General features: G+C 71.3%; 18 protein-coding genes. 11 read left to right on the top strand and 7 right to left on the bottom strand.

What is annotated here, in order from left to right; genetic code table 11:
* Positions 1 to 5 precede the first annotated feature (5 nt).
* From WFI16_RS09560 to WFI16_RS09550, 3 genes are all read right to left on the bottom strand, one after another.
* Positions 6 to 1,172: a glutathionylspermidine synthase family protein gene (locus tag WFI16_RS09560; RefSeq protein WP_419897596.1), complete on the bottom strand. Its 1,167-nt coding sequence runs from the start codon at positions 1,170 to 1,172 to the stop codon at positions 6 to 8.
* A 108-nt stretch (positions 1,173 to 1,280) separates the two neighbouring features.
* Positions 1,281 to 2,216, bottom strand: coding sequence for a lytic transglycosylase domain-containing protein (locus WFI16_RS09555; protein WP_419897595.1), 936 nt, complete (start codon positions 2,214 to 2,216; stop codon positions 1,281 to 1,283).
* Positions 2,213 to 3,193, bottom strand: coding sequence for a glutathione S-transferase family protein (locus tag WFI16_RS09550; RefSeq protein ID WP_419897594.1), 981 nt, complete (start codon positions 3,191 to 3,193; stop codon positions 2,213 to 2,215). The genes WFI16_RS09555 and WFI16_RS09550 overlap by 4 nt, the downstream gene beginning before the upstream one ends.
* Before the next feature lie 176 nt (positions 3,194 to 3,369).
* Here WFI16_RS09550 and WFI16_RS09545 point away from each other — a divergent pair, with 176 nt between their 5' ends.
* Complete coding sequence (locus WFI16_RS09545) at positions 3,370 to 4,899, top strand: GGDEF domain-containing protein (RefSeq protein ID WP_419897593.1); 1,530 nt, start codon at positions 3,370 to 3,372, stop codon at positions 4,897 to 4,899.
* A gap of 29 nt (positions 4,900 to 4,928) precedes the next feature.
* On the opposite strand, the gene WFI16_RS09540 is transcribed toward WFI16_RS09545, so the two are convergent.
* On the bottom strand, positions 4,929 to 6,212 hold the full coding sequence (locus WFI16_RS09540; protein WP_419897592.1) for a hypothetical protein: 1,284 nt from the start codon (positions 6,210 to 6,212) through the stop codon (positions 4,929 to 4,931).
* 222 nt (positions 6,213 to 6,434) lie between these two features.
* Between WFI16_RS09540 and WFI16_RS09535 the strand changes: the two genes are divergently transcribed.
* From WFI16_RS09535 to WFI16_RS09525, 3 genes are read left to right on the top strand one after another with little or no spacing between them, the layout of a single operon-like run.
* Positions 6,435 to 8,054, top strand: a complete 1,620-nt coding sequence (locus tag WFI16_RS09535; protein ID WP_419897591.1) for an ABC transporter substrate-binding protein — start codon at positions 6,435 to 6,437, stop codon at positions 8,052 to 8,054.
* The gene (locus tag WFI16_RS09530) at positions 8,054 to 8,806 is read left to right on the top strand and encodes a glycerophosphodiester phosphodiesterase family protein (protein WP_419897590.1); all 753 of its coding nucleotides are present in this window, start codon (positions 8,054 to 8,056) and stop codon (positions 8,804 to 8,806) included. Before WFI16_RS09535 ends, WFI16_RS09530 begins: the two co-directional genes overlap by 1 nt.
* Complete coding sequence (locus WFI16_RS09525) at positions 8,803 to 9,591, top strand: inositol monophosphatase family protein (protein ID WP_419897589.1); 789 nt, start codon at positions 8,803 to 8,805, stop codon at positions 9,589 to 9,591. Before WFI16_RS09530 ends, WFI16_RS09525 begins: the two co-directional genes overlap by 4 nt.
* 18 nt (positions 9,592 to 9,609) lie before the next feature.
* Here WFI16_RS09525 and WFI16_RS09520 read toward each other — a convergent pair whose 3' ends face one another.
* Both WFI16_RS09520 and WFI16_RS09515 read right to left on the bottom strand, forming a co-directional pair.
* Entirely contained in the window at positions 9,610 to 10,170 is a 561-nt protein-coding gene (locus WFI16_RS09520) for an NADPH-dependent FMN reductase (RefSeq protein ID WP_419897588.1), read from the bottom strand.
* Positions 10,171 to 10,231: 61 nt separating this feature from the next.
* A complete protein-coding gene (locus tag WFI16_RS09515) occupies positions 10,232 to 11,413 on the bottom strand; it encodes a CaiB/BaiF CoA transferase family protein (protein WP_419897587.1) in 1,182 nt (393 codons plus the stop codon).
* A gap of 99 nt (positions 11,414 to 11,512) precedes the next feature.
* Between WFI16_RS09515 and WFI16_RS09510 the strand changes: the two genes are divergently transcribed.
* The 7 genes from WFI16_RS09510 (at position 11,513) to WFI16_RS09480 (ending at position 24,317) form a co-directional block, all read left to right on the top strand.
* Positions 11,513 to 12,433 (top strand): LysR substrate-binding domain-containing protein, encoded by a 921-nt coding sequence (locus WFI16_RS09510; protein WP_419897586.1) that lies wholly within the window; start codon positions 11,513 to 11,515, stop codon positions 12,431 to 12,433.
* A gap of 97 nt (positions 12,434 to 12,530) precedes the next feature.
* Positions 12,531 to 14,225, top strand: a complete 1,695-nt coding sequence (gene ggt / locus WFI16_RS09505) for a gamma-glutamyltransferase (protein ID WP_419897585.1) — start codon at positions 12,531 to 12,533, stop codon at positions 14,223 to 14,225.
* Positions 14,226 to 14,288: 63 nt separating this feature from the next.
* Positions 14,289 to 15,896 carry an ABC transporter substrate-binding protein gene (locus WFI16_RS09500; protein WP_419897584.1) on the top strand — a complete coding sequence of 536 codons (1,608 nt, stop codon included), beginning with the start codon at positions 14,289 to 14,291 and terminating at the stop codon, positions 15,894 to 15,896.
* A gap of 214 nt (positions 15,897 to 16,110) precedes the next feature.
* Positions 16,111 to 18,969, top strand: coding sequence for a S8 family serine peptidase (locus tag WFI16_RS09495; protein WP_419897583.1), 2,859 nt, complete (start codon positions 16,111 to 16,113; stop codon positions 18,967 to 18,969).
* A gap of 407 nt (positions 18,970 to 19,376) precedes the next feature.
* Entirely contained in the window at positions 19,377 to 22,988 is a 3,612-nt protein-coding gene (locus WFI16_RS09490) for a glycosyltransferase family 2 protein (RefSeq protein WP_419897582.1), read from the top strand.
* Complete coding sequence (locus tag WFI16_RS09485) at positions 22,975 to 23,778, top strand: glycosyltransferase family A protein (protein WP_419897581.1); 804 nt, start codon at positions 22,975 to 22,977, stop codon at positions 23,776 to 23,778. The genes WFI16_RS09490 and WFI16_RS09485 overlap by 14 nt, the downstream gene beginning before the upstream one ends.
* Before the next feature lie 53 nt (positions 23,779 to 23,831).
* A complete protein-coding gene (locus WFI16_RS09480; protein WP_419897580.1) occupies positions 23,832 to 24,317 on the top strand; it encodes a GNAT family N-acetyltransferase in 486 nt (161 codons plus the stop codon).
* 216 nt (positions 24,318 to 24,533) lie between these two features.
* Here the strand turns inward: WFI16_RS09480 and WFI16_RS09475 are convergent, their stop codons facing one another.
* On the bottom strand, positions 24,534 to 24,923 hold the full coding sequence (locus tag WFI16_RS09475) for a hypothetical protein (protein ID WP_419897579.1): 390 nt from the start codon (positions 24,921 to 24,923) through the stop codon (positions 24,534 to 24,536).
* Positions 24,924 to 24,964: the final 41 nt, after the last annotated feature.

Here is a 24,964-nt window from a genome sequence, read left to right as displayed (position 1 = left end):
GGCGCTCACAGCACGGTATGCGGCACGAAATGATCCTCCAGCGTGGTGACCAGGGCGCGGCCCTCGCGGATGCCGAGGCCGGCGGCACGGCCGCCGACCATCCAGACGCCCATCACCGGATAGCCGGGACCATCCGGCGTCGGATGCGCCGGCAGCGGGGCCCATTGCTGCCAGACCGTCGGGCTCGCCGGCAGCGCATCGGGCAGCGGCGTGGAGGCCGCGGCCTCCGGCCCCTCGATGCGCATGCCATGGCCCTCGAGGCCGAGGGCCGGCTTGCCGATCGCCGGGCCCTCGACGGCCGCGCGGTCGAGCGAGGCCGGCAGCAGCAGCGGATGGCCGGGAAAGAGCGACCAGAGCTCCGCCAGCATGGCCTTGTTGGCGGCCAGCATGCGGCGGGCGGGCTCGATGAAGCGGCTGCGGCTGCCGGGCAGCAGGGCGCCGCCTTCCTCCGCCTCCATCCAGTCCCAGGGGTAAAGCTTGAAGCAGGCCTCGATCGGCGCGCCGCCGGGCTCGACCAGCTGGCCGGCCGCGTCGCGGGAGATGTCTTCCATGTCGATGAAGGCCGTCTGCAGCCCGGCGGCCTGGGCGGTGGCCATCAGATAGGCGACCTGGGCGACCTCGTCCTCCCGCGCGGCCTCGGCGGCGAAATGCACGCGGCCTGCGAGGCCGAGTGCCGGCCAGCGCGCCACCAGCGCGTCGTCGATGCTGTTCCACTGATCGCTGCCCGGCTTCTCCGCCCGCTCCTCGAACCAGGCGAGCTGGATCACTGCGGCTTCGAGCAGGGCGGCCGGCGTCTCGGCATTGTACTCGTACAGCTTGATGCCGCCGCGGCGGTCGAGGCGGAAGTCGAAGCGGCCATAGAGCGTCGGCTCGCCGGCGCGGTGCGAGCGCTCGACCAGCGCCACCAGCCGGTCGGTGAACCCGAAGCCGCGATAGTCGCCGCGGCGGACGACACGGTCCGACGCCTCGGCGATCATCCCTTCCAGCTCGTTGGCGGCGGCTTCCAGCGCGTCGATGGTCTCGGGTGTCAGCGCGTAGCAGGCGTCGCGCACCCAGTATTCGCGGCCCTCGGGCGTGTGGAAGCCGAAGCCCAGCGCCTCGGCCCGGTGCGGGAAGGCGTCATCACGCGGCAGGGACAGGCGCCGGATGGCGGCCTGCTGCATCGCCGGCATCACCGGCTCCCTGCGCAAATGTTGCTGCTTCGTTGCACGAGGCGCAAGGAGCCGGCCGGGGGCCACCAAGTCAAGCCAGGGGCCGATCACAGCCCCGCCATGGCCGGGTCAGATGCCCGGCACCGCCAGACAGGCGCGGCCCCGCTGCGCCAGATCCTGGCAGGCGGCCTGGGCGTCGTCGGGCGAGAGGCCGATGACGCGCGCCCGGTACAAGCCGCCGGGACCAGCGGAGACCTCCGCCCGGGTGCCCGGCAGCTCGGCGCCGGCGGCCTCGGCGATCTGCCGCGCCGCCGCCGGATCGGCGAAGGCGCCGAGCTGCAGGCCCCAGTCGCTGCCGGCGGCCGAGGCGACCGGCATGGCCGGGGCGGCGGAGACCAGGCTGCCCGGCGCCAGCCCGCCGGGCGCCATGGCAGGGGTGGGGGCGGCGGGCGCCGCCGCCATCGCCACCGTCGCCGGCCCGAGGCGGGGCGCGATGCGGGCGACGTAGTTCTCCGTCTCGTCCGGCAGGATCTTGGCGCCGCTCAGATAGAAGGCGACGCGGTCGGGACCGGCATTGTAGGCGGCGAGGAAGAGGGGCGAGCCGAAGCGGTCATACATCTCGCGCAGATAGGCGGTGCCGGCCAGGATGTTGTCGCGCGGCTCGTAGGCGTCGAGCCCGAGGCCGAGCCGCGGGCGCAGCAGGTCATAGGTCTGCGGCATCACCTGCATCAGCCCCATGGCGCCGGCGCCGGAGGTGATCAGCGAACCGTCGGCGGCATAGAGCCGGCCGCCGGATTCCTGGCGCATCACCTCGCGGATCCAGTTCTCCGGGAAGGCGAAGCGGGCCGAGGCCTCGCGGATATAGGGGCCCCAGGGGTCGTCCGGCGGGCCCGGCACCGGATAGGCGCCGGCGGCCTGGGCGCGGTATTGCCGGGCCTCGCTGCGGTTGGCGTTCAGGTCATAGCCGTAGTCGCCGCTGCCGCCATAGCCGCGGCGGCCATCCCACCCGGGCTGCGCCGCGCAGCCGGCCAGCAGCAGGCCGGCGAGAAGGGCGGCGCTCCTCATGCGGCGGCAAAACCCCGGCTGGGCAGCGCCTCGAAGTCGAGCAGCGGGCCTTCGGGAACAATGCCGGTCGGATTGATGCGGTCGTGGCTCATGTAATAGTGGCGCTTGATGTGGTCGAAATCGGTGGTCTCGCGGATGCCGGGCATCTGGTAGAGCTCGCGCGTGTAGGACCACAGCGCCGGATAATCGATTAGCCGCCGCAGGTTGCACTTGAAGTGCCCGACATAGACAGGGTCGAAGCGCAGCAGCGTGGTGAACAGCCGCCAGTCCGCCTCGGTCAGCACGTCGCCACAGAGGTAGCGCTGCCGCGACAGCAGGTCCTCCAGCCAGTCCAGGCTGGCGAAGAGCGGATGCAGCGCCTCGGCATAGGCCTCCTGGCTGGTGGCGAAGCCGGCCTTGTACACGCCGTTGTTCACCGTGTCGTAGATGCGCGCGTTCAGCGCGTCGATGCGCGGCCGCAGCGCCTCCGGGTAGTAGTCGCCGGGTGTCGCGCCGATCCCGTCGAAGGCGCTGTTGAACATGCGGATGATCTCCGCGCTCTCGTTGCTGACGATGCAGCGCTGCCGGATGTCCCACAGCACCGGCACGGTCGCGGTGCCGGAATAGTGCGGATCGTCACGGGTGTAGATCTCGTGCACCGCCCGCGCCCCCTCGGGGTCGGGGATGACGCCGGGGGCGGCTTCGAAGGTCCAGCCCTGGTCGGCCATCAGCCAGTGGGTCACCGCCAGCTCGATCATCCCCTCCAGCCCCTTGAGGCGCCGGAAGATGACGGCGCGGTGTGCCCAGGGGCAGGCGCGGGCCACATACAGGCGATAGCGGCCCGGCTCGGCCGCGAAGCCGCCACGGCCCGAGGGTCCGGGGCTGCCATCGGGCGTGATCCAGTGGCGGCGCTGCGCCGCCGCCCGGTCGAAACGGCCCTGGTGGCTGGCATGGCCCCAGCCGCTGCGCCATTCACCATGGTCGAGGTAACCAGCCATGAACCCTCCTGCGCCATGCTTGCGGCGGCCCCAGGCTTGCCACCGGTGCCGGCCAGGGTCCAGTCCGCGCATCGCCCGATCGCGCGGGCCAAGGCCAGGGCAGCCGGGCACGCTTGCGTGAACGACCCTCCGCAGCGGGTGAACTTTGCCGAGGGATGCGGCTTAAGACCCACAGGATGCAGCACGCCGCGAGACACCCCGCCGCCTTGCCGGAAGACGCGCCCCGGCCCCCGGTGGAGATGGCCTCGCGGCACGCCACCCGGCTGGCCCGGCGCGTCGGGCGCCTGACCGCGCTCAGCATGGTGGTGATGGGGGCCATCCTGACGGGCGGCGCCGCCACCCTGTGGCAGGAGCGGCAGGAGGCCTGGCGCCGCGCCGAGCGCGAGGCCGGCAACCTGGCCTTCGCGCTGGAGCGCGACATCGCCCGCAATTTCCATTCCCTCGACCTGTCGCTGCAGGGCGCCGCCGCCGCGCTGGCGCAGCCGGGCCTGAACGATGCCGAGCCCGAGGTGCGGCAGATGGCGCTGTTCGACCGCGCCGTCTCGGCGCAGTATCTGGGCTCGATCCTGGTGCTGGATGCGCGGGGGCGGGTGCGGGAATCCTCGGTGCCGATGCGGCTCTCGGCGCTGGAATTCGGCGATCGCGACTATTTCCTCGCGCATCGGGCCGAGGCCGATCTCGGCCTCTATTTCAGCCGTCCCTATCGCAGCCGGCTGCGCGGCGGCGACGCCAGCCTCGCGCTCAGCCGGCGGCTGAACAACCGCGACGGCGGCTTCGACGGGGTGGTGATGGGCGCGCTGCGGCTGGCCTATTTCCAGGACATGTTCAGCCGGCTCGACCTCGGCCAGGAGGGCGCGGTCTCCTTCTTCGGCACCGATGGCCGGATGATCGTCCGCCATCCGGCGCGTCCGGACGATCTCGGCCGCGACCTCTCCCAGGCGCCGACCGTGCAGTACATGGCGGCGCGGCGCGCCGGCAGCTTCGTCGGCACCGCCGCGACCGACGGCATCCGCCGCCTCTATGCCTTCCGCCAGGTGGGCGAGCTGCCGCTGGTGATCAGCGTCGCCTTCTCGATCGAGCAGATCTATGCCGACTGGTGGCGCCGGGCGCTGATCTTCGGGCCCCTGCTGGCGCTGCTCTGCGCCGCCGTCGCCGGGCTCGGCCTGGTGTTCCGCCGCGAGATGCTGCGCCGCTTGGCCGCGGAGCGGATGCTGGCCGGGCTGGCGCAGCGGCTGGCCACCCTGGCCGAGGCCTGGCGCCACGCCGAGGCCGGGCAGGGGCTGGCCCTGCTGCTGGTCGATGTCGACTGCTTCAAGGCCTATAACGACCGCTACGGCCACCAGGAGGGCGACCGCATCCTGCGCGCCATCGCCGCCGCCATCGGCGTCACCGCGACGCGCAGCGGCGATGTCGCGGCGCGCTATGGCGGCGAGGAATTCGCCGTGCTGCTGCCGGCGACCGGGCCCGAGGCCGCCGCCGGCATGGCCGAGGCGCTGCGCCACCGGGTGCAGGCGCTGGCGCTGCCGCATGAAGACGGCTTGGCGGGGCGGGTCACCGTCAGCATCGGCGTCGCCGCGCTGCCGCCCGGCACGACCAGCACAGGATCGGCGGCGCAGCTGGTCGCCACGGCGGATGCCGCGCTCTACGCCGCCAAGCGCGACGGGCGCGACCGCGTGGTGCTCGCCGAGACGCTGCAGGCGGCCTGAGACGGCGGATCGGCCACCCCGCCGCGGGGTCAGCGCCGGCGCGGGCTGCGCTGCCCTTCGGGCTCCTGCTTCAGGTAGTTGTTGCCATCGATCACCAGCAGCGCGTCGGAGCCGCGATCGGCCATGAAAATGCTCTGCACCTCGCGCGTGCCGTCGTCGCCGATCAGGGTGAGGCGGTAGCCCTCGATCTCGTAGCGGCCGGCGCTGGCCGGGCGGTTGCCGCCGGTGGTGAAGCCGGTGGTGCCGCCGCCGATGCTGCTGGTGGAACTGGCGCCGGAGAAGCCGCTGCGGGTGAAGCGCCCGTCGGGCGTCAGCACCAGCTGCCGCTCCACCGCGACGGAGCCGGAGCTGAAGGCGCCGCTGCCGGCGGAGGCGAAGAAATAGCGCCAGCTGCCGGACAGCCGGGTACCGGCGGGGATCGGCGGAATGCGGCGGTAGTCATGGCTGCCGATCTTCAGGTCGTCGCCCTCGCGGGCGAAATCGTCGCTGTCGTGCTGCAGCACGCCATAGCCGCCGCGCACCTCCAGTCGCTCGATCCGGTTGCCGGCCAGGCGGTAGAAGCCGCAATCCGTCGGCGTCGCCTGGCAATGCGCCTGGATCGTCATGTCGCCCTTCGGGATCTCGGTGCTGTAGAGGCCGGAAGGGTCGAAGACGGTAATGTTGTTGTCGGCGTAGAAATCGGTGCCGCCGAAGGCATTGGGGCGGATGCCGGTGTCGAGATAGCTGTAGATCCCCTGCAGCCCGCCGGCGCCGCGCGGCGGCGTCAGCCGGAAGGGCTCGTCATCGGGCATCAGCCGCAGGCTGCGGATCATCGCCTCGTACTGGGCTTCCGCCTCGCGGCTCTGGTCGCGCTCCAGGTTCATCATGACGAGCTGCGAGAAGTGATGCCCCGCCGGGGTGGCGATGCCGACGAAATTGCCGCTGAGCCGGACCCCGTCGCGCCGGGCGCAGCAGCGCTCCTCGAAGAGGATGGCATGGCCGTTGGTGGTGATGCCCTGGCCCTTGAGCATGGCGCGCTCGCGGGTCAGCTCGGGCAGGCCGCCGGCGATGAACTGGGCGAAGGCGGCGGGCAGCGGCACTCCCTGCGCCGGCTTGGCGACTGAAAGCTGGATCAGCGCCGTGCCGGTCCTGCGCCCGCCGCGGGAATCGGTGGTGACGAAGCTGCGCTGCAGGATCACCCCGTCGCGCGCGTCGCGGCGGGTCCAGCCCTCGGCGATCTCGAAGCGCATGCCGCCGAATTCCTGCGGCGTCGCCGCCCGGGCGGGGGAAGCGGCGCAGAGCGCCAGCACGGCCAGCAGGGGCAGGGAGAGCATTCGGGCAGGGCTGCGCGGCACCATGGGCTCCGGGTCCGGGTTGCGGGGCGGCCAGCCTGGCCAGCGGCGGCGGGCAGGGCAAATCAGCTCCGCGCCAGGGCGGCGGGAGGGCGATCACGCTTGCGCGCGACGCTGTCATCGATCCGACCCGCAACCGTCACGGCCCTGTCAGCGCCGGCGTCTATGGCAGCGCCTCCCTGATCCCTTGCCGCGGAGGCGCCGATGACCCTCTCCCGCCGTACCCTGCTGCTGGCGCCCGCTGGCCTGCTGCCGCTGTCACGCCCCGCCCTGTCGCAGGGCGCCGCCGACAGCCGGCCCACCCTCACCGTCGCCGTGCAGAAACTGGCCAATTCCAACACGCTGGAGCCGCTGCGCGAGAGCTCCAATGTCGGCACCCGGCTGATGGCCTCCTATGCCGAGACGCTGCTGGCGCAGGATTGGCTGGGCGATCTGTCGCTGCAGCCCGGCCTGGCCACCGCCTGGCGTCGCATCGACGACCGGGTGCTGGAGGTGACGCTGCGCCCCGGCGTCCGCTTCCACGACGGCCGCGAGATGACCGCCGAGGATGTTTCTTTTTCATTTGGCGCCGAGCGCATGGGCTCCGGTGTCGCCACGACGGGGGGCAACCTGTTCGGCAGCGTCCCTGGCCGCACCACCGGCAAGGCGCCGCCCCCGGAGACCGCCGCCATCGCGCGCCGGTCCTTCCCCGGCCTGGTGGCCGTCGAAATCCGCGACGCGCAGACGGTCCGCCTGGTGCATGACCGGCCGACGCCGGCGATCGAGGGGCGCTTCGCCCAGCTCGCCGCCATGATCGTCAGCCGGAGCGCCTTCGAGGCGGCGCCGAGCTGGCTGGACTGGGCGCGCCGCCCGGTCGGCACCGGCCCCTATGCCATCGCCGAGTTCCGCCCCGACCAGCTGCTGCGCGTGGTGGCCCATGACGCCTATTGGGGCGGCCGGCCGCCGCTGAAAGAGATCCGCTTCGTCGAGGTGCCGGAGGTGTCTTCGCGCCTCAACATGCTGGCCTCGGGCGAGGCCGATTTTGCCTGCGACGTGCCGCCTGATCTGATCGGGGAGGTGGAGCGCCGCCCGCGCCAGCATGTGGTCGGCGGGCTGATCATGAACATGCGGCTCTCGGTCTTCGACAAGACCAACCCGGTGCTGGCCGATGCGCGGATGCGCCGCGCCCTGACCCACAGCATCGACCGCCAGAGCATCGTCGATGCGCTCTGGGGCGGCCGCACCTCGATCCCGTGCGGCGAGCAGTTTCCCTTCTATGGCGAGATGTACCAGGCCGACTGGAACGTGCCCGAATTCAACCCGGACGAGGCGAAGCGCCTGCTGAAGGAAAGCGGCTACAAGGGCGAGCCGATCCCCTATCGCCTGTTGAACAACTACTACACCGGCCAGGTCACCACGGCGCAGATCCTGGTCGAGGGCTGGCGCGCCGTCGGGCTGAACGTGCAGATCGAGACGCGGGAGAATTTCTCCCAGGTGCTGTCGAAGGAGGGCGCGCGCGGCCTCTGGGACTGGTCGAACAGCGCTGCCTTCAACGACCCCACCGCCTCGATGCCGCGCGCGCATGGGCCGGAGGGCCAGCAATGGCAGGTCGGTGCCTGGCGCAACGAGGAGTTCGGCAAGCTCTGCGCGGTGCTGGACGGCTCGGTCTACCCGGTTGAGCGCCGCCGCGCCTTCCGCCGCATGCTGGAGATCGCCGAGCGCGAGGACCCGGCCTATAGCGTGCTGCACCAGACGGTGAACTTCACCGCCAAGCGCCGCGACCTGCCCTGGAAGCCCGGCCAGTCCTTCGGCATGGATTTCCGCGCCAACAACTGGAAAGCCTGATGACCCCGCAGATCGCCGCCCATCGGGGCGGAGCCATCCTCTGGACCGAGAATTCGCGCAACGCCTTCCGGCGGGCTGCGGCCCTGCCGGTGGAGCAGGTCGAGTTCGACGTGCATCTCTCGGCCGACGACGTGGTCATGGTGCTGCATGACGCGACGCTGGAGCGCACCACGGAGGGGCAGGGGCCGCTCCGCGCGCAGACCGCCGCCGCGCTGACGGCGATCCGGCTCAAGGGCACGGATGGCGAGACCGTCCCGACGCTGGAGGAAATCCTCGACCTGCTGGCACCGACGCCGCTGGCGCCGCGCATCGAGCTGAAGCGCGATGCCGAGGGCCGTGCCTATCCGGGCCTGCTGCCCCGTGTCACCGCGGCGCTGGCAGCGCGCGGGCTGCTGGAGCGGGTGGTCATCACCTCCTTCGACCTGGCCCAGGCGGCGGCCGCCTCGGCCAGCGGGCGCTTCGCCCGGCCGTCGATCTGGCTGATTTCCTTGACGTGCTGGAAGGATCTCGGCGCGGCGGGCGTCGCCGGGGCGGCGCGGAGCGCCGGCGTCACCGCCGTCGGGCTGCACCAGAGCGTCTGCGATGCCGAGAGCCTGGCGGTGCTGCGCGGCCAGGGCCTCGGCGTCGGTGCCTGGGCGGTGAACGGGCCCTCCACCATCCGCCGCATCCTGGCGCTTGGCGTCGAGGTCTTCACCACCGATGATCCGGTGACCGCGCTCGAGGCGCGCCATGCCCTGCAGGAATCCGCATGACCGATCTGGCTGACCGTCTGACCGTCGCTGGCCGCCTGGCGAAGGAGGCCGCCGCGATGGCGCTGCGCCTGCGTCCCAGGGCCGGCGACGCCGTGCTGAAATCCGAGGGGCTCGGCCAGGACTGGCTGACCGAGGCCGATGGCGCCGTCGAGCGCTTCTTGTCCGAGGAACTGCGGAAAGCCTTCCCCGGGGACGGCTTCCAGGGCGAGGAAGCCGGGCTGCACCGGGAAGGCGCGCTGCGCTGGGTGGTCGATCCGATCGACGGCACCTCGAACTTCGCGCATGGCGGGCAGCGCTGGTGCGTCTCGATCGGGCTGGTGGGCGACGGAGAGGCCTTGCTCGGCGCCATCTGCGCCCCCCAGCTGAACCAGCTGTTCCTGGCACAGAAGGGGAAGGGTGCCACCTTGAACGGGGCGTCGATCCGCGCGGCCGCCACCGACCGGCTGGACCGCGCCATGGTCGAATGCGGCTGGTCGCCGCGGCGGCCGGATGCGGCGTTCCAGGCGCTGGTGCAGCAGGTGATGGGGCAGGGCGCCATGCTGCGCGCCGGCGGCTCCGGCACGCTGGGCCTGGCCGATGTCGCGGCCGGCGCCCAGGACGCCTATGTCGAGCTGCACATCAACCTGTGGGACGTCGCCGCCGCGCTGGTCGTGCTGGCCGAGGCCGGGGCGCGGGTGAGCCCCTTCATTGCCCAGAGCGATGCCGCCGGCGGCGCGCCGATCCTGGCGGCGGCGCCGGCCATCGCCGAGGAACTGGCCGCGCTGTCGGGGATCAGCCTCGGCTGAGGACTGGCGAGCGGCGGCTCAGCGCAACCGCCGCGCCAGGTCGATCAGCCGTTCCAGATGGGCGGCCAGGAATTTCTGGGTGGCCTCGTCGGTCAGGCGGCCCTCGGTGTCGAATTTCTGGGCGGAATGGCCGACCATCACCTCGGCGCCGGGGATGACGAAGGCGCCCATCGCCGTCAGCACATGCTTCAGCTGGTAATGCGCGATGCCGGTGCCGAGCGCGCCCGGGCTGACGCCGACCACGCCGACCGCCTTGCCGGCCAGCGGCGCCGAGGGCGGGCGCGACACCCAGTCCAACGCGTTCTTCAGCACGCCGGAGAAGGACCGGTTGTATTCCGGCGTCGCGATCAGCACGGCATCCGCCGCGGCGATGGCCCGGCGCAGCGCCTCGACCGGGGCGGGATAGCCCTGCTGGCGCACGTCGTCATCATAGAGGGGGATATCGGCCAGGCCGTGCAGCACCAGGCTGGCGCCGGCGGGCAGCAGCGGACCCGCGGCGCGCAGCAGGGCGGTGTTGGTCGATTGCCGGCGCAGGCTGCCGGACAGGGCCAGGATGGTGATCGGCGCGGCGGTGGACATGGCGGGCCTCCCTTCGGGATCTGCCGCCGACTATCGGCCCGGCGCCGCGGAGCGGCAAGCCTCAGCCGGGCGGCGCTGTGGCGGCGGCGATCTCGGCCGCGGACAGGCCGGCCTCGCGCAGGATCTCCTCCGTGTGCTCGCCCAGCCGCGGCGCCGGGCGGGAGGGCGCCGGCTGGCTGGCGCTCCAGCGGCTGGCGACCTTCATGCCGCGCACCGGGCCCTCGGCCGGGTGGTCTTCCTCGGTGAAGAAGCCGACAGCGGCCAGATGCGGGTCGTCGACCAGGCTGTCCAGCGTGTGCAGCGGGGTGTGCGGGATGCCGGCGGCGTCCAGCAGCCTTTCCCACTCCGCCGTCGGGCGGGTGACCAGGATGTCTGCCAATTCGGCGCAGATCGCGTCGGTATGGCGGATGCGGCTGGCATGGCTGGCGAAGCGCGGATCGGCGGCGAGATCAGGGCGGTCGATGGCGGCAAAAAAACTGCGCCAGTGCTTGTCGTTGTAGATCAGCACGCAGAGATGCCCGTCGGCTGTGGCATAGGGCCGGCGGTTCGGCGTCAGCAGCCTGGCATAGCCGCCCTGGTCGAGGGCCGGGCGATGCGTCATGCCGCCGAGATGGTCGCCGAGCACGAAGCCGGCCATGGTCTCGAACATCGGGATCTCGATCGACTGGCCCTCGCCGGTCCTTGCCCGATGCTGCAGCGCGCCGAGCACGGCGATGGCGGCATGCAGCCCGACGATCCGGTCGGCGATGTTGACCGGCACGTAGCGCGGCGTGCCGTCGCCGCTTGCCGCCATCAGCGCGGGGATGCCGGCGATACCCTGCATCAGGTCGTCATAAGCCGGCCGCGCCGAATAGGGCCCGTCCTGGCCGAAGCCGAAGGCCCCGGCATGGATGATCGCCGGATTGACCGCCGCCAGCGCCGCATGGTCCAGCCCGAGCCGCGCCATGGCCTGCGGCCGCAGGTTGTGGATCAGCACATCGGCGGTCTCGGCCAGCTTCAGCAGCGCGGCGCGCGCCGCGGGCCGCTTGAGGTCGAGCACGAGGCTGCGCTTGCTGCGGTTGGCATGCAGGAAGAGGGCGCCCATCTCGCCGCTGCGGCTGGGGCCGACCTGGCGCAGGATGTCGCCCTCGGGGCTTTCCACCTTGATCACCTCGGCGCCCATGTCGCCCAGGATCGAGGTGGCATAGGGCCCCATCACCACGGTGGTCAGGTCCAGGATGCGGATCCCCTGCAGCGGTCCCATGCACTTCCCCCAGCGTCCAGGCCGCCAGATTGCGGCGTGGCGGCCGATCGGTCCAATATGCCGCCCGCGCAATCACGATAAGCCGGAGTTCTGGAAGCCATGCCCGCGGGACGCCGCCCGACCCGGTCGCGGCTGGAGCTGCGCCATCTGCGCTATTTCCTGGCCGTCGCCGAGGAGCTGAATTACGGCCGCGCCGCCGAGCGGCTGAAGATCGCCCAGCCCGGCCTCAGCCAGCAGATCCGCGCGCTGGAGGAGATCGTTGGCGCGCCGCTCTTCGACCGCTCGCGCCGCGCCGTGCAGCTGACGCTGGCCGGCGAGCTGCTGCTGGGCGAGGCCAGGAAGACCCTGGCCCAGGCGGAGGCGGCGCTGATCGTGGCGCGCCGGGCCGGGCGGGGCGAGGTCGGGCGCATCGCCATCGGCTATACGGCGTCGGCCGCCTATACCGGGGTGCTGACCTCGCTGGTCGGCAGCTTCCGCGCGGCGCATCCGGAGGTCGAGCTGCAGATCACCGAGATGGAGATGCAGCGCCAGCTCGACGCCATCGCCGAGGACCGGCTGGATATCGGCTTCATCCGCCCGCCGGTCGCCCTGCCGCTGGGCGTGGCCAGCCTGGCGCTGCTGCAGGAGCCGGTGCTGCTGGCCTTGCCCGAGCGGCATCCGGTGGTCGTGGCCGGCGACCCCGTCGATCTGGCGGCGCTGTCGGAAGAGAGCTTCATCACGCCGCGGCACGGCCCCGCGGTCAGCTTCCACCGCCACACGCTGGAGGCGGCGCGCAGCGCCGGCTTCGCGCCGCGGCTGGGGCCGCAGGGGCGGGACTTCGTCACCATCGTCAGCATGGTGGCGGTGGGGCTGGGCGTCGCCCTGGTGCCGCAGTCGCTGCGCTGCGTGCAGGTGCCGGGGCTGGCCTATCGCCCGCTGGCCGGGCCGCCGGTGCTGGCCGAGCTGGCCTTGGCCTATCGCCGGACCGAGGCCTCGCCGGCCGCCCGCAATTTCGTCCGCCACGCCCGGGCGCGGCTCTGAGACGTCGGACTTATCGAAAATCGTCCAGCCACGTATTGGACCAATCCGGAAAGGCGTCGCGATACTCGGTCCGATCGTTGACCAGGACCGCCGCCCCATGACCGAGAATTGGCGCGCCCGCGCCGGCACCCCCTTCGCCTGCGAGAAGACGCCGGTCACCGCCGAGCGCGGCATGGCGGTCACCAACCACCCGCTCGCCTCCGCCGCCGCCATGGAGATGATGGCGATGGGCGGCAATGCCATCGACGCCACGGTGGCCTCGCTGTTCACCCTGACCGTGGTCGAGCCGATGATGGTCGGCTTCTTCGGCGGCGGCGTCGCCGTCATCCGCCTGGCGGACGGGCGGGAGGTGGTGATCGACAGCCTCTCCACCGCCCCGGCGCTGTCGCGGCCGGACCAGTACACCCCCGTCTCCGACAGCTGGCCCGACTACATGGAGACCGAGGGCCGCGCCAACCGCCGCGGCCCGCGGGCCATCGCCGTGCCGGGCACGCTGAAGGGCTGGTGCGAAGCGCTCGAGCGCTTCGGCACCCTGCCGCTGGCCACCGTGCTGGAGCCTGCCATCCGCCACGCCCGCCGCGGCTTCCAGGTGACGCCGTACCTGGCCGCCTGCATCCTGGAAAGCGCCATCGACCTGGCGCTCGACCCGGCCATGGCGGCGATGTTCCTGCCGGATGGCGCGCCGCTGCAGGCGGGTTCCCATCTGACCATGCCGGATTATGCGGCGACCCTGGAGGGCCTGGCCGCCGAGGGGCCCGGCTGGCTCTATGGCGGCGCCTTGGGCAGGAAGGTGGCCGCTTGGCTGGAGCAGCAGGGCTCGCCGATGCGGCTCGCCGATCTCAAAGCCTATCGCACGGTGGAGCGCGCCCCCGTGCGCGGCCGCTATCGCGGCGTCGAGCTGGTCGGCCCGCCGCCGCCCTGCTCGGGCGGCGTGCATGTGCTGCAGATGCTGAACCTGATGGAAGGCTTCGATCTCCGCGCCTCCGGCTTCGGCACGGTGGAGACGCTGCATCTGGTGATCGAGGCGCTGAAGATCGCCGCCGCCGACCGCCGCGCCGCCACCGCCGATCCCGCCTTCGTCGACGTCCCCGTCGAGAAGCTTATTTCAAAAGCCTATGCCGAGCTGCGCCGCCCCGAGATCGCCCCCGACCGGGCGGGCCATTTCGGCGCCCGCATCCTGAGCAATGAATCGGCCAACACGACCCATGTCACCATCGCCGATGCGGCGGGCAACATCGTCACCTCGACCCAGACCATCAACAGCCTGTTCGGCGCGCGGGTGATGATCCCGGGCACCGGCATCATCCCCAACAACTACATGTATCTCTTCGACCCGCATCCGGGGAATGCGCTGTCGCTGCAGCCGGGCAAGCGGATCACCAGCGGCATCTCGGCCATGATCGGCCATCGCGACGGGCGGCCGCTCTTCGCCGTCGGCCTGCCGGGGGCGCATCGCATCCCCTCCGCCGTCTTCCAGTTCGTCATGAACGTCGTCGACCACGGCATGTCCTGGCAGGAGGCGGTGGAGGCGCCGCGCGTCTTCACCCATGGCCAGGATGCCGAGGTCGAGCGCGGTTTTCCGGCCAAGGTGCATGCCGGGCTCGCCGCGCTCGGGCACCAGGTCACCCCGGTCGATCATGTCGCGGGCGGCATGGGCGCCATCGGCTTTGCGGGCGCGGCGATGACCGGCGCCGCCTGCTGGCGCGCCGATGGCGTGGCCATGGGCCTGGGCGGCGGTCTGGCCCGCGCCGGCACCTCCTTCTGGCCCGATCCGCGCCGCCGCGCCAACTGATCCGCGCGGCGCCGTTCCGGCGCCGCGGCCCTGCCGCTTCCCTCTCTGCCGGAGAACCGAACCATGGCTTTGCTCACCACGCGACGCGGCCTGATGCAGGCCGGACTGGGGGGCGGCGCCGCCCTCGCCACCGGCCTGCCGCTGGCGGCGCCGGCCCTGGCGCAGGGCGCGGGCGGCAACCGCCGGGTGCTGAAGGCGGTGATGCATGCGACGCTCGGCGTCGTCGATCCTTACGCCACCACCGCCTATATCACCCGCAACCATGGCTATCTGGTCTATGACACGCTCTTCGCCATGGACGCGCAGATGCGGCCGCAGCCGCAGATGGTGCAGGACTGGAGCCGCTCCGAGGACGGGCTGACCTACAGCTTCCGCCTGCGCGAGGGGCTGACCTTCCATGACGGCGCGCCGGTGACTTCGGCCGATTGCGTCGCCTCGCTGACCCGCTGGTGGCGGCGCGACCTGATGGGCACGCGGCTGATGAATGCCACGGCCTCGCTGGAGCCGGTGGACGAGCGCAGTTTTCGTCTTGTCCTGAAGCATCCCTATGGCCTGGTGCTGGAGACGCTCGGGAAGCCGGGCGGCCCGGTCCCCTTCATCCTGCCCAAGCGACTGGTGGAAATCCCGGCCGACCAGCGGATCACCGAGGTGGTGGGGTCGGGGCCGTTCCGCTTCGTCGCCAGCGAATACCGCTCCGGCGACCGCGTGGTCTATGAGCGCTTCTCTGGCTATCGCCCGCGCAGCGAGCCGGCCAGCGGCCTCGCCGGCGGCAAGGTGGTGCATGTCGACCGCCTCGAATGGCTGGAGATCGCCGACCAGCAGACGGCGGCCAATGCCCTGGCCACCGGCGAGGTGCAGGTGATGGAGAATGTCGGCCCCGACCAGATGCAGCTGCTGCGCCGCAACCGCCAGGTGGTGCTGCGGCCGCGCGGCATCGGCAATTCGCTGCTGATGCGGCTGAACTGGGCGCAGCCGCCCTTCAACAACAAGAAGGTGCGCCAGGCGGTGATGATGGCGGTCAACCAGGCCGACTATCTGGCGGCGCAGATCGGCGACGACAGCCTCAGCCGCGAATGCCATGCCTTCTTCACCTGCGACTCCCCCTATGCCACCGAGGCCGGCGCGGTGCTGAAGCCCGACTTCGCGGCGGCCCAGCAGCTGCTGAAGGAGAGCGGCTACAACGGCGAGAAGGTGGTGATCCTGCATCCGGCGGACCTGGCTTCGGGCAGTGCCCTGGCCCCCGTCACCGAACAGCTGCTGAAGAAGCTGGGCATGAATGTCCAGGTCGACAGCATGGACTGGAACAGCCTGCTGGCCCGGCGCAACAAGCCGGACCCGGTGGAGCAGGGCGGCTGGAGCATCGCCTGGGGCATCTGGAGCGACCTCGACCTGATGAGCCCGATCATCAATCTGAACGTCGATGGCCGTGGCCGCCGCGGCTATATCGGCTGGGCCGAGAGCGCCGAGATGGAGCGGCTGCGCGACGCCTTCGCCCTGGAGCCCGACCGCGCGAAGCAGATGCAGCTGGTCGAGCAGATGCAGCGCATCGCCTTCGACGAGGTCTTCGCCATCCCGCTCGGCTCCTACAAGGTGATCACCGGCCATGCCGCCGGCCTGCGCGACGTGGTCGCCGACCAGGTGCTGGTGTTCTGGAACATGAAGATGGCCTGAGGCGGACCGGCAGGGCGGACCGGGGCGCCGCCCGCGGGAGCGGGCCGCCGCGGCACAACCGTTGCGGGAAAATCGTTAAAAAACAGATGTAACCCTGCGCGGCCTGCAGAAGAATCTTGGAAGGGCGGCCGGATCTTCATATTCCGGTCACCACCGCGTGATCCCCTGCGGCCCGTCTCCGACAACCCGTCGCTGCGCAGGAATCGCTCCCCGGATGGCCAGCTTCAACGACCCGGGCTTCGCCCAGCAATGGCAGCTGCGCGGCGGCGTCGGCATCAACATGACGCCGCTCTACGACCAGTATTCCGGGGCCGGCATCCGCATCGGCCTGGTCGACACCTTCCCGGACATCAACCATCCGGAGCTGGCCGGTCGCTTCGACCTGGCGCGCGGCGGCTGGGCCCAGGGGCAGACCCCGCTGGATGACGGCCATGCCGATTCCGGCCATGGCACCCAGGTGGCGCTGATCCTCGGGGCGCGCGCCAATAACGGCTATGAGCAGGTCGGCGCAGCCTTCGGCGCCTCCTTGGTCGCCTTCGCCTTCGACAGCCGCGCCTACCGGACCGTGGCGCAGGAGACGGAGATGCTCGCCCTGCAATGGCAGGTCGATGTCTCCAACAATTCCTGGAGCCGTTCGGGCGAGCACTTCCGCGACAATTTCGGCGACGCTGCCTATGCCGGGGCGGCCGCCGCGCTGGCCGATGCGGCCGCGCGCGGGCGCGGCGGGCTGGGCACGGTGATCGTCCGCTCGGCCGGCAATGACGGCGGCATCGGCGACGACGTCAATACCCACAGCTATTCCAACAACCGCTACACCCTGACCATCGGGGCGACCAACGGCCTCGGCCAGGTGCAGGGCTTCTCCAACCAGGGCGCGGCGCTGATGGCGGTGGCGCCGGCCGAGGCCACCTCCTGGGCGGCGCCGCGGGCCTCGGCCACGGCGGCGCTGATGCTCGAGGCCAATCCCAATCTCGGCTATCGCGACGTGCAGGCGATCATCGCCATGACCGCGCGCATCACCGACGCGGCCCGCGCCGACTGGCACGTCAACGCCGCCGAGGACTGGAATGGCGGTGGCCTGCATGTCGCCCGCAGCGCCGGCTTCGGGCTGATCGATGCCCGCGCCGCGGTGCGGCTGGCGGAATCCTGGACGCTGCAGAACCACGCCCACAACCTGCAGCAGGCCAGCGCCGGGGGCGGCGGGATGGCGCTGGCGGAGGGCGGCAGCAGCTATGCCACCGCCTTCATCGACGCGGCGCTGCGGGTCGAGCGGGCGGAGCTCACCATCAACCTCGCCCATTCGCTGATCGGCGATCTGCGCCTGGTGCTGTTCTCGCCCTCCGGCACGTCCAGCGTGCTGCTCGACCGGCTGCACCAGGGGCAATATGATTCCGCCACCGACCGGCTGACCTTCACCCTGGCCAGCACGCATTTCCTGGGCGAGGCGGCCAGCGGCGGCTGGGTGCTGCGCATCGACGATGCCGCCGGCGGCGGCCAGGGCCGGCTGCTGGGCTGGCAGCTCATCCTGCTGGGCGCCGCCGCCAGCGCCGACACCCAGCTGGTCTTCACCGACGAGTTTACCCAGCTGGCGGCGCAGGACCCCTCCCGCGCCGTGCTGCACGATGCCGGCGGCGAGGACACGCTGAACACGGCCGCCGTCAGCAGCGGCTCCTGGATCGACCTGGCGCCGGGCATGGTCAGCCGCATCGCCGGGCAGGGGGTGACGCTGGCCGCCGGCACGGTGATCGAGCATGCCATCGGCGGCGACGGGGCCGATGTGCTGCTCGGCACCGACGGGCCGAACCGGCTGCAGGGCAACCGCGGCTTCGACACCCTGTATGGCCGCGCCGGCGACGACGTGCTGTGGGGTGGCGCCGGCAACGACCGGCTGGTCGGCGGCCCGGGCCAGGACTGGCTGGACGGCGGCACCGGCGCCGACCGCCTGGAGGGCGGGGCGGGCGATGACAGCTATGTCCTCGACCATGCCGGCGACCGCGTGGTGGAGCTGGCCGGCGAGGGCTTCGACACCGTGCACGCCTCGATCGATTACCGCCTGGCGGAGGCGGTGGAACAGCTCCAGCTGCAGGGCCAGGCGCGCGCCGGCACCGGCAATGCCGGCGCCAACACGATCCTTGGCAATGCGCTGGCCAATCTGCTGCGCGGCCTGGGCGGCGACGACCGGCTGGAGGGTGGTGACGGCGACGACCAGCTCGGCGGCGGCGCCGGCGACGACCTGCTGTTCGGCGGCGCCGGCGCCGACCGCATGCTGGGCGGCGGCGGCAACGACGTCTATCTGGTCGACGATCCCGGCGACACGGTGGTCGAGTTCCGTTTCGGCGGCTTCGACCGGGTGCAGTCCTGGATCAGCTACACCCTGCCGGTGCATGTCGAGCATCTGGAGCTGCAGGGCGCGGCGGCGCTGGAGGGGCGCGGCAATGCCTCGGCCAATGACATCAGCGGCAATGCGGCGGCGAACCGCCTCTGGGGCTTCGCGGGCCATGACCGGCTGTTCGGCGGCGCCGGCGACGACCAGCTCTGGGGCGGCGAGGGGCGCGACCTGCTGGATGGCGGCAGCGGCGCCGACCGCCTGGCGGGGGGCCTTGGCGACGACCTCTACATCATCGACGAGGCCGGCGACCGGGTGGTGGAGCTGGCCGGGCAGGGGACCGACACGGTGCGCGCCTGGATCAGCCACAGCCTGGCCTCGGCGGTCGAGCGGCTGGAGCTGCAGGGCACCGCCGACCTCGACGCCCGCGGCAATGCCCTGGCCAATGTCATCATCGGCAATGCCGGGAACAACCGCATCGACGGCGCGGCCGGGGACGACGTGCTGACCGGTGGCGACGGCGCCGACACTTTCGTCTTCTCGGCCGGCAGCGGCGCCGACCGCATCACCGATTTCGACGCGGCGGCGGGCGACCGGCTGCTGCTGCGCGGCTTCTCGCCGCAGAGCTGGGAGGCGCTGCAGCCCCATCTTCACGCGGAAGGCGATGGGACGCTGCTCACCCTGGGCGCCGCGACGCTGCATCTGGAGCACGCCACGCTCAGCGCCGAGGCAGTGTTCTTCGGCTGAAACGGCGCCAGGCGCCCTGGCACGCTGCGACGAGGGGAGAGGGTCTGCGGCATTTCATTGATCAGCAGACCTGTGCCGGCTGCCCTGCCAAGCCCTCTCCTCAATACCGAAGACGGCAATATTCAAGTCGCTATTTATCAGGATTTGCCATTCTCGACGTCACGTCCACGCGGCTTCTATTACTTGCGGACGCCGGAAAAAGAGGGCCAGGAAAGCGGCGGCTTTTTGGTTGCGCTGCGATAAACTCATGTTCAACGTCTTGGCGCTCTTGCGCAAGCCAGGTGCGCCCGGGGTAAAACTGCGCTAAGGATTGCAGACCGGCCAAGGCTCGGCTTGTCGTCCAGGACGCGTTATTGCCTCCGGTCCGGCCTGCGGTGCGGCCTTGTGGAAGGATAGAGAAGCCTCCGATGAACAAACCCGTCTCGATGCGTTTTCTGCAGCGCATTGCCGGCTATCCTCCCGAAGTCCAGTCGCTGCTGCAGCAGCCTGTCACCGACGCGCTGATCACCGAGTATTTCGTCCTGCTGCGCGGCGCCGCGCCGGTCCAGAGCGGCGCTGCCGCCGAGACGGAGGGCATGGTGGCCGACGCGCTGCTGGCGCGGCTGATCGGGTCGCGACACTTCCTGCGCCATGCGGAGCAGATCTTCCGGTCGCTGCGGGGCGGCGGCGGTGAGGGGGAGATGCCGGTCAAGGAGACGGTCGACAGCGTGCTGGCGCGCTTTGCCGATCTGGAGCAGCCCTATTGCTACAAGTTCCTCGAAGCGGCGACGGCGCAGCCTGATTCGGAGCTTGGCGGCGTGCTGCGCAAGCTGCTGCGGCTGCTGGATGTCTATCGCCTCATCAAGGCGTCGCCGGCCGAGACGGTCGGTGGTGTCATCGCCGGTCTGGTGGCGGAACCGGAGCGGCCCGGCGCCCTGTCCGCCCTGAACGGCGTGCTGGCCGCGGCCAAGCTGCCGACCCATTTCCCGCAGGCCGGCGAGCTCTCCCTCGCCGAGGAAGCCGCCGGGCTGGCGCAGCATCTCCTGAAGTCCTTCGATCCCCGGCAGGCGCTGACGCCGGAGGAGGACGACTTCCTGCGCGCGCTCGCCCGCCGCCAGCAGCAGGGCTTCGCCCGCGCCCTGGTCGCGCCCGAGCCGCTGGTGGTGCTGCTGGAGGCGACCGTCCCGGCCTCGACCCAGCTGGCCTGGGAGGCTCTGAAGACCTCGGGCCTGGTGGCCGAGGTGATGCCGATCACCCGCCACGAGGCAGGCCAGCCGCCCGCGCGCAAGCTGGTGCTGAAGCGCGACCTGCCCGCCTCGCCGCTGATCGCCGCCCTGCTCGCCGGCCTGCCGCTCGAGCCGGGTGCCGCGGTCGGGCTCTCCAGCAAGACGCGCCTGGCACCGGGCAGCTGGGCCAAGCATATCGTCGGCTATCCCGAGGACATGTCGGGCGCCGAGCAGGCCGGACGGCTGCTGGGGCTCGAGGCCACGCCGAGCGGCGAGCCGGTGGCCGAGCTCTTCACCCTGCAGCTGCTGCTGCCGTCGCGCACCGGTGCCGGCACCGCGGCCCTGACGCCGGCCGAGGCCTTCGCCTTCGTGGTCTGCCAGGATCCGGCCCCCGAGCTGGCGGCCTATGTCAATATCGACCGCTGTCTGGTCTTCCCCAGCCTGGAGCGGCTGGTCGAGGGGCTGGCCGCGCCGGAGGCACGGCTGGCGCCGAAGCCGGTGCTGTTCATCGACCGCTGGACGCCGACCGATCCCGACTATCTGGTCGAGGCGGTGCAGAAGTTCTGGTCCTATGGCGGGCGCTATCTGACGTCCTGCTTCGCCCTGGCCTATGACAGCCAGGCCGGCGCCGTCGCGGCCAACCTGCCGCAGGCCGATGGCCTCGCCCTGCTGGCCCTGCGCAGCGCCTGCGCCGTCCCGATGGCCATGATCCTGGCCGACCCGGCGGCCGCCGCCGCGCGCTTCGCCGGCGAGCTCGTCGGACCGCAAGGTCAGCCGCATGTCGTCTATGCCAGCCGGCTGGCCCTGACCGACCATGCCCTGCCGCGGGTCCGCCGTGTCCTCGGCAGCCTGGCGCTGACACCCGCCGCGCAGGACGAGATCTTCCTGCTCGGCAGTGTCGACCGTCGCTATCTCGCGGGCTTCGACCTGGCGGTGCACTGGCCGCTCGAACGGCTCGTCGCGCCGATCCTGCGTCGCTTCACGGCGCTGCGCCACAGCCTGGCCAGCTTCGTCGACGATGCGACGCCAGCCCTCGCCTCGGCGGTGCTGCGCGGCATCGACGTGGCCTCGCCGGACGCGCTCTCGCTCGCCGCGGAGATCGATGCCTTCGCCCTGCGCCTCTCCGAACGGCCCGACATCATCCTGGCGCTGCCGGCCGACCAGCTGATGACCTACTTCACCCTGGCCCGTCAGGCGCAGCAGGCCGACCGCATCGCCGCCAATCTGGCCTGCTACGCGCAGGATATCTGCGTCAAGGACGTGGCCTATATCGTCCCGTTCTTCGAGCTGCTGGCCTGCTGCCTGCCGCGGCAGCGGGTCCTGGTGGTGCTGGCCTTCGTCATCAACGGCCGCTCGGGCAACCGCAAGTTCCTGTTCCGCATCGCCGAATGCCTGCGGCGCTACGGCGATGAATCGGTGATGCTGCTGTTCCTCGGCATGCTGCAGCGCAACGACCCGGCGGCCCTGCAGGAGAAGGCCATACTGCGCTGCTTCCAGGCGCTGATCGGCTCCGAGATGGCGCCGGCGCTGGCCGCGACCACCCATGCGCGCCTGCTGGCCGACATCGCCGCGACGGTCGACTTCCCGAGCCGCTTCCGCCAGGCGGTCACCGCCGGCGACCGCGGCGCGGTCTACCGGCTCGCCGGCGAGGCGCTCGAAGTGTCCAGCATCGAGTTCGTCAAGCTGATGGACGGGCTGCGCAGCCTGAGCAACGAGCTGCGCGCCCTCGATCTCGACGCCATCACCATCCCGGGCCAGCGGGGCCTGCACCATCGCAAGCTCGCCGCCGTGGTGCTCTCCGACCGCGCCACCCTGCGCGAGCTGAAGGCCGCCGACTACCTCTCCGCCAGGACCGACATCAACGCCATCGCCCATGCCATCCTGGGCGACAATGCGATGCTGAACGAGATCGTCGCCGAACGCTTCGCCGCCAGCACGGCGCATCCGATCGCCATCGAGGGTAGCAGCGCCGAGGAGGTCTTCGCCAATGCCTCGCGCCAGCTGGCCGCGCAGGGGCTGCCGAAGACCACCGGGCCGCTCGTCTCGGTGATCGTCTCCGCCTTCAATCCCGATATCCCGCTGCTCGCCCGCTCGCTGCAGTCGCTGCGCGACCAGACCCATGCGGCGGTCGAGGTCTTCCTGGTCGACGATGCCAGCACCGCCGAGTCCAGTGCCGCCATCCAGGCGCTGGTGCAGAGCGACTTCCCGGAGGTGAAGTACCGCCGGCTGGAGGCCAACCGCGGCCCCTATGTCGGCCGCAACCTGGCGATCGCCGAGGCGGCCGGTGCCTTCATCGCCATCCAGGATGCCGACGACTGGTCGCATCCCGAGCGCTTCGCGCTGCAGGTCGCCGCCTTCGCCGCGCAGCCGACGGTCCAGCTGGTCTCCACGCCGCATATCCGCATCGACCGCTTCGGCGCGGTGCAGATGGAGATGGACTTCACCATCTTCGGCGACGGGCCGATGACCTCGATGTTCCGCAAGAGCGCCTTCGACCAGGTCGGCGTCTTCGCCGAGGTGCGCTCCCGCGGGGATGTGGAGATGCGCGACCGGATCCAGAGCTATTTCGGCAGCCAGGCGATCCAGATCCTGCAGGCGCCGCCGATGCTGTGCTTCGCCGCCTCCACCACCCTGTCGCAGAAGACCAAGACCGAGAACGCCGAGTATCTGCAGATCTTCCGCACGCAGATCAGCCGGCGCCGCTCGCTGCGCAACCTGCGCCGCGACGGGCTTGGCCTCGAGGCGGCCCACCGGACCATCCTGCCTTTCCCGCTGCGTGCCTTCCAGGAGGATGACGCCCATGCCGCGTCCTAAGATCGACGTCTCGCTCACCTCGATCAGCTCGCGGATGGCCACCATCTGCGAGACGCTGCAGTCGATCCTCGACCAGGATTACGATGGCGAGCTGCAGGTGCACCTGCATCTGTCGCCGGAGCCCTATCTGCTCGATGCCGGCGTGCCCATTCTGCCGCGTGCTCTGCAGGCGCTGAAGCACAAGGCGGGCGAGCGGCTGCAGATCCACGAATGCCCGAATTCCGGCCCCTACCGGAAGCTGCTGCCCTATCTGCACCGCAACTGGGGCCTGGCGAAGCTGGTGGTGACGGCCGATGACGACACCATCTACCCGGCCGACTGGCTGCGCGGGCTGGTCGATGCCTATCTGACCTATGGCTGCGTCATCGCCTCGCGCGGCCACCGGATCATCGTCAAGGACAAGAAGATCGCGCCCTACCGCAGCTGGATGGGCACCCGCATCGACGAGAATCCCAGCCACTTGATCCTGCCCACCGGCAAGGATGGCATCCTCTACAACACCGCCTTCTTCCCGATCGGCGTGCTGAACCTGGAGGAGGCGCTGAAGCTCGCCCCGACCGCGGACGATCTTTGGTTCCGCTGGCACCTGGCCGCCAATGGCGTGCAGACCTTCATCCTCAACATGGACTACCGCAGCAGCACCTTCGTCGAGACGGACTATGACAGCAGCCTCTATCTGAACTTCAACCGGGGCGGGGCGAACGACGTGGCCATCGCCTCGCTCGAGACGCATTTCCAGGAGCACTTCAAGTTCACCCTGGGCGCCAGCGGTGCCGGCGAAGCGCTCTGATGCCGGGCGGCGCCGGGCGGCCGCCGGCGCGCCCGCCCTCTGAACCCGGGCCGGTGATCCGCCCGGCCCTGGAGGCCGACCTGCCGCGGCTGCTCGGCCTGCTGGCGCAGCTGCATCCGGAGGATGCGGCGCCGGATCCGCAGGCCGCCGCGGCGGCGCTGCGGGCCGGGGAGGCGTCCGGCCTGGTCACCATCCTGCTGGCGGAGATCGGCACCACGATCGCAGCCACCTGCACCCTGGTCATCGTGCCGAACCTGACGCGGCACGCCCGTCCCTGGGCCGTCGTGGAGAATGTCGTCACCGATGCCGCGCATCGGCGGCGCGGCCTGGGGCACAGGGTGCTGCAGGCCGCGCTCGACCGCGCCGGGGCGGCCGGCTGCTACAAGGTGATGCTGGCCACCGGCACGTCGCAGGAGGGAACCCTCCGGTTCTATGAGGGGGCCGGCTTCACCCGCGGCGAGAAGACCTTTTTCCAGGTGCGGCAAAACGGGAAGCCACAGACCGGCAGTGAGCCGGACGCCGGAGCCGCGCGCGGCTGAACGCCCAGAGGTTCTGAAGCGGCAAGCCGTCCTGACAATGGGACGGGGGAACCGATCGAACGCCTGACGGCGGCAGTCGCGCCGGCTCAGGGAAGGGGAGATGCCAAGGGTGCGACGGAAACCGTCAGCGCAGCAGCCCGAAGGCCCAAAGGCCCGCCGGCAACAGCAGCACGGCCAGGGCGCTGCCGGCCACGGTCAGCGCGCCCAGCCGGGCCCTCACCGCCAGCGCTCCGCCTCGATACGCCGGCGGTCGGCTTCGATCCGGCGGCGATCGGCCTCGACCCGGCGGCGCTGCGCCTCGACCTCGCGGCGCTGCTGCTCCTGCTCCCAGCGATGCCGCCGCCATTCCTCGCGGCGGCGGCCATCCTCGCCGCGGGCGCGGCGGTATTCGTCGCGGCGGCGCTCGGCCTCGGCCTGGTCGCGGCGGCCGGCTTCATAGGCGCGGCGCTCGGCTTCGTCATGGCCGCCACCACCGCCGCCGAGCACGCCGCCCAGCAGCTGGTTGATGATTTCCGGCGGGTTCTGCGCCTGCGCCGGGGCTGCCCCGGCCAGCAGGGGCAGGATCAGCAGGGACGCCCAGGCAGCGCGACGGGTCCGGTTCTCCATAGGGATCAAACACCGCAGCCCCGACCAAGGTTGCGCAGGCT

This window comes from Roseomonas sp. USHLN139, from assembly GCF_037145735.1.
GTDB lineage: Bacteria > Pseudomonadota > Alphaproteobacteria > Acetobacterales > Acetobacteraceae > Pseudoroseomonas.
This window is presented reverse-complemented; position numbering and strand designations above follow the sequence as displayed.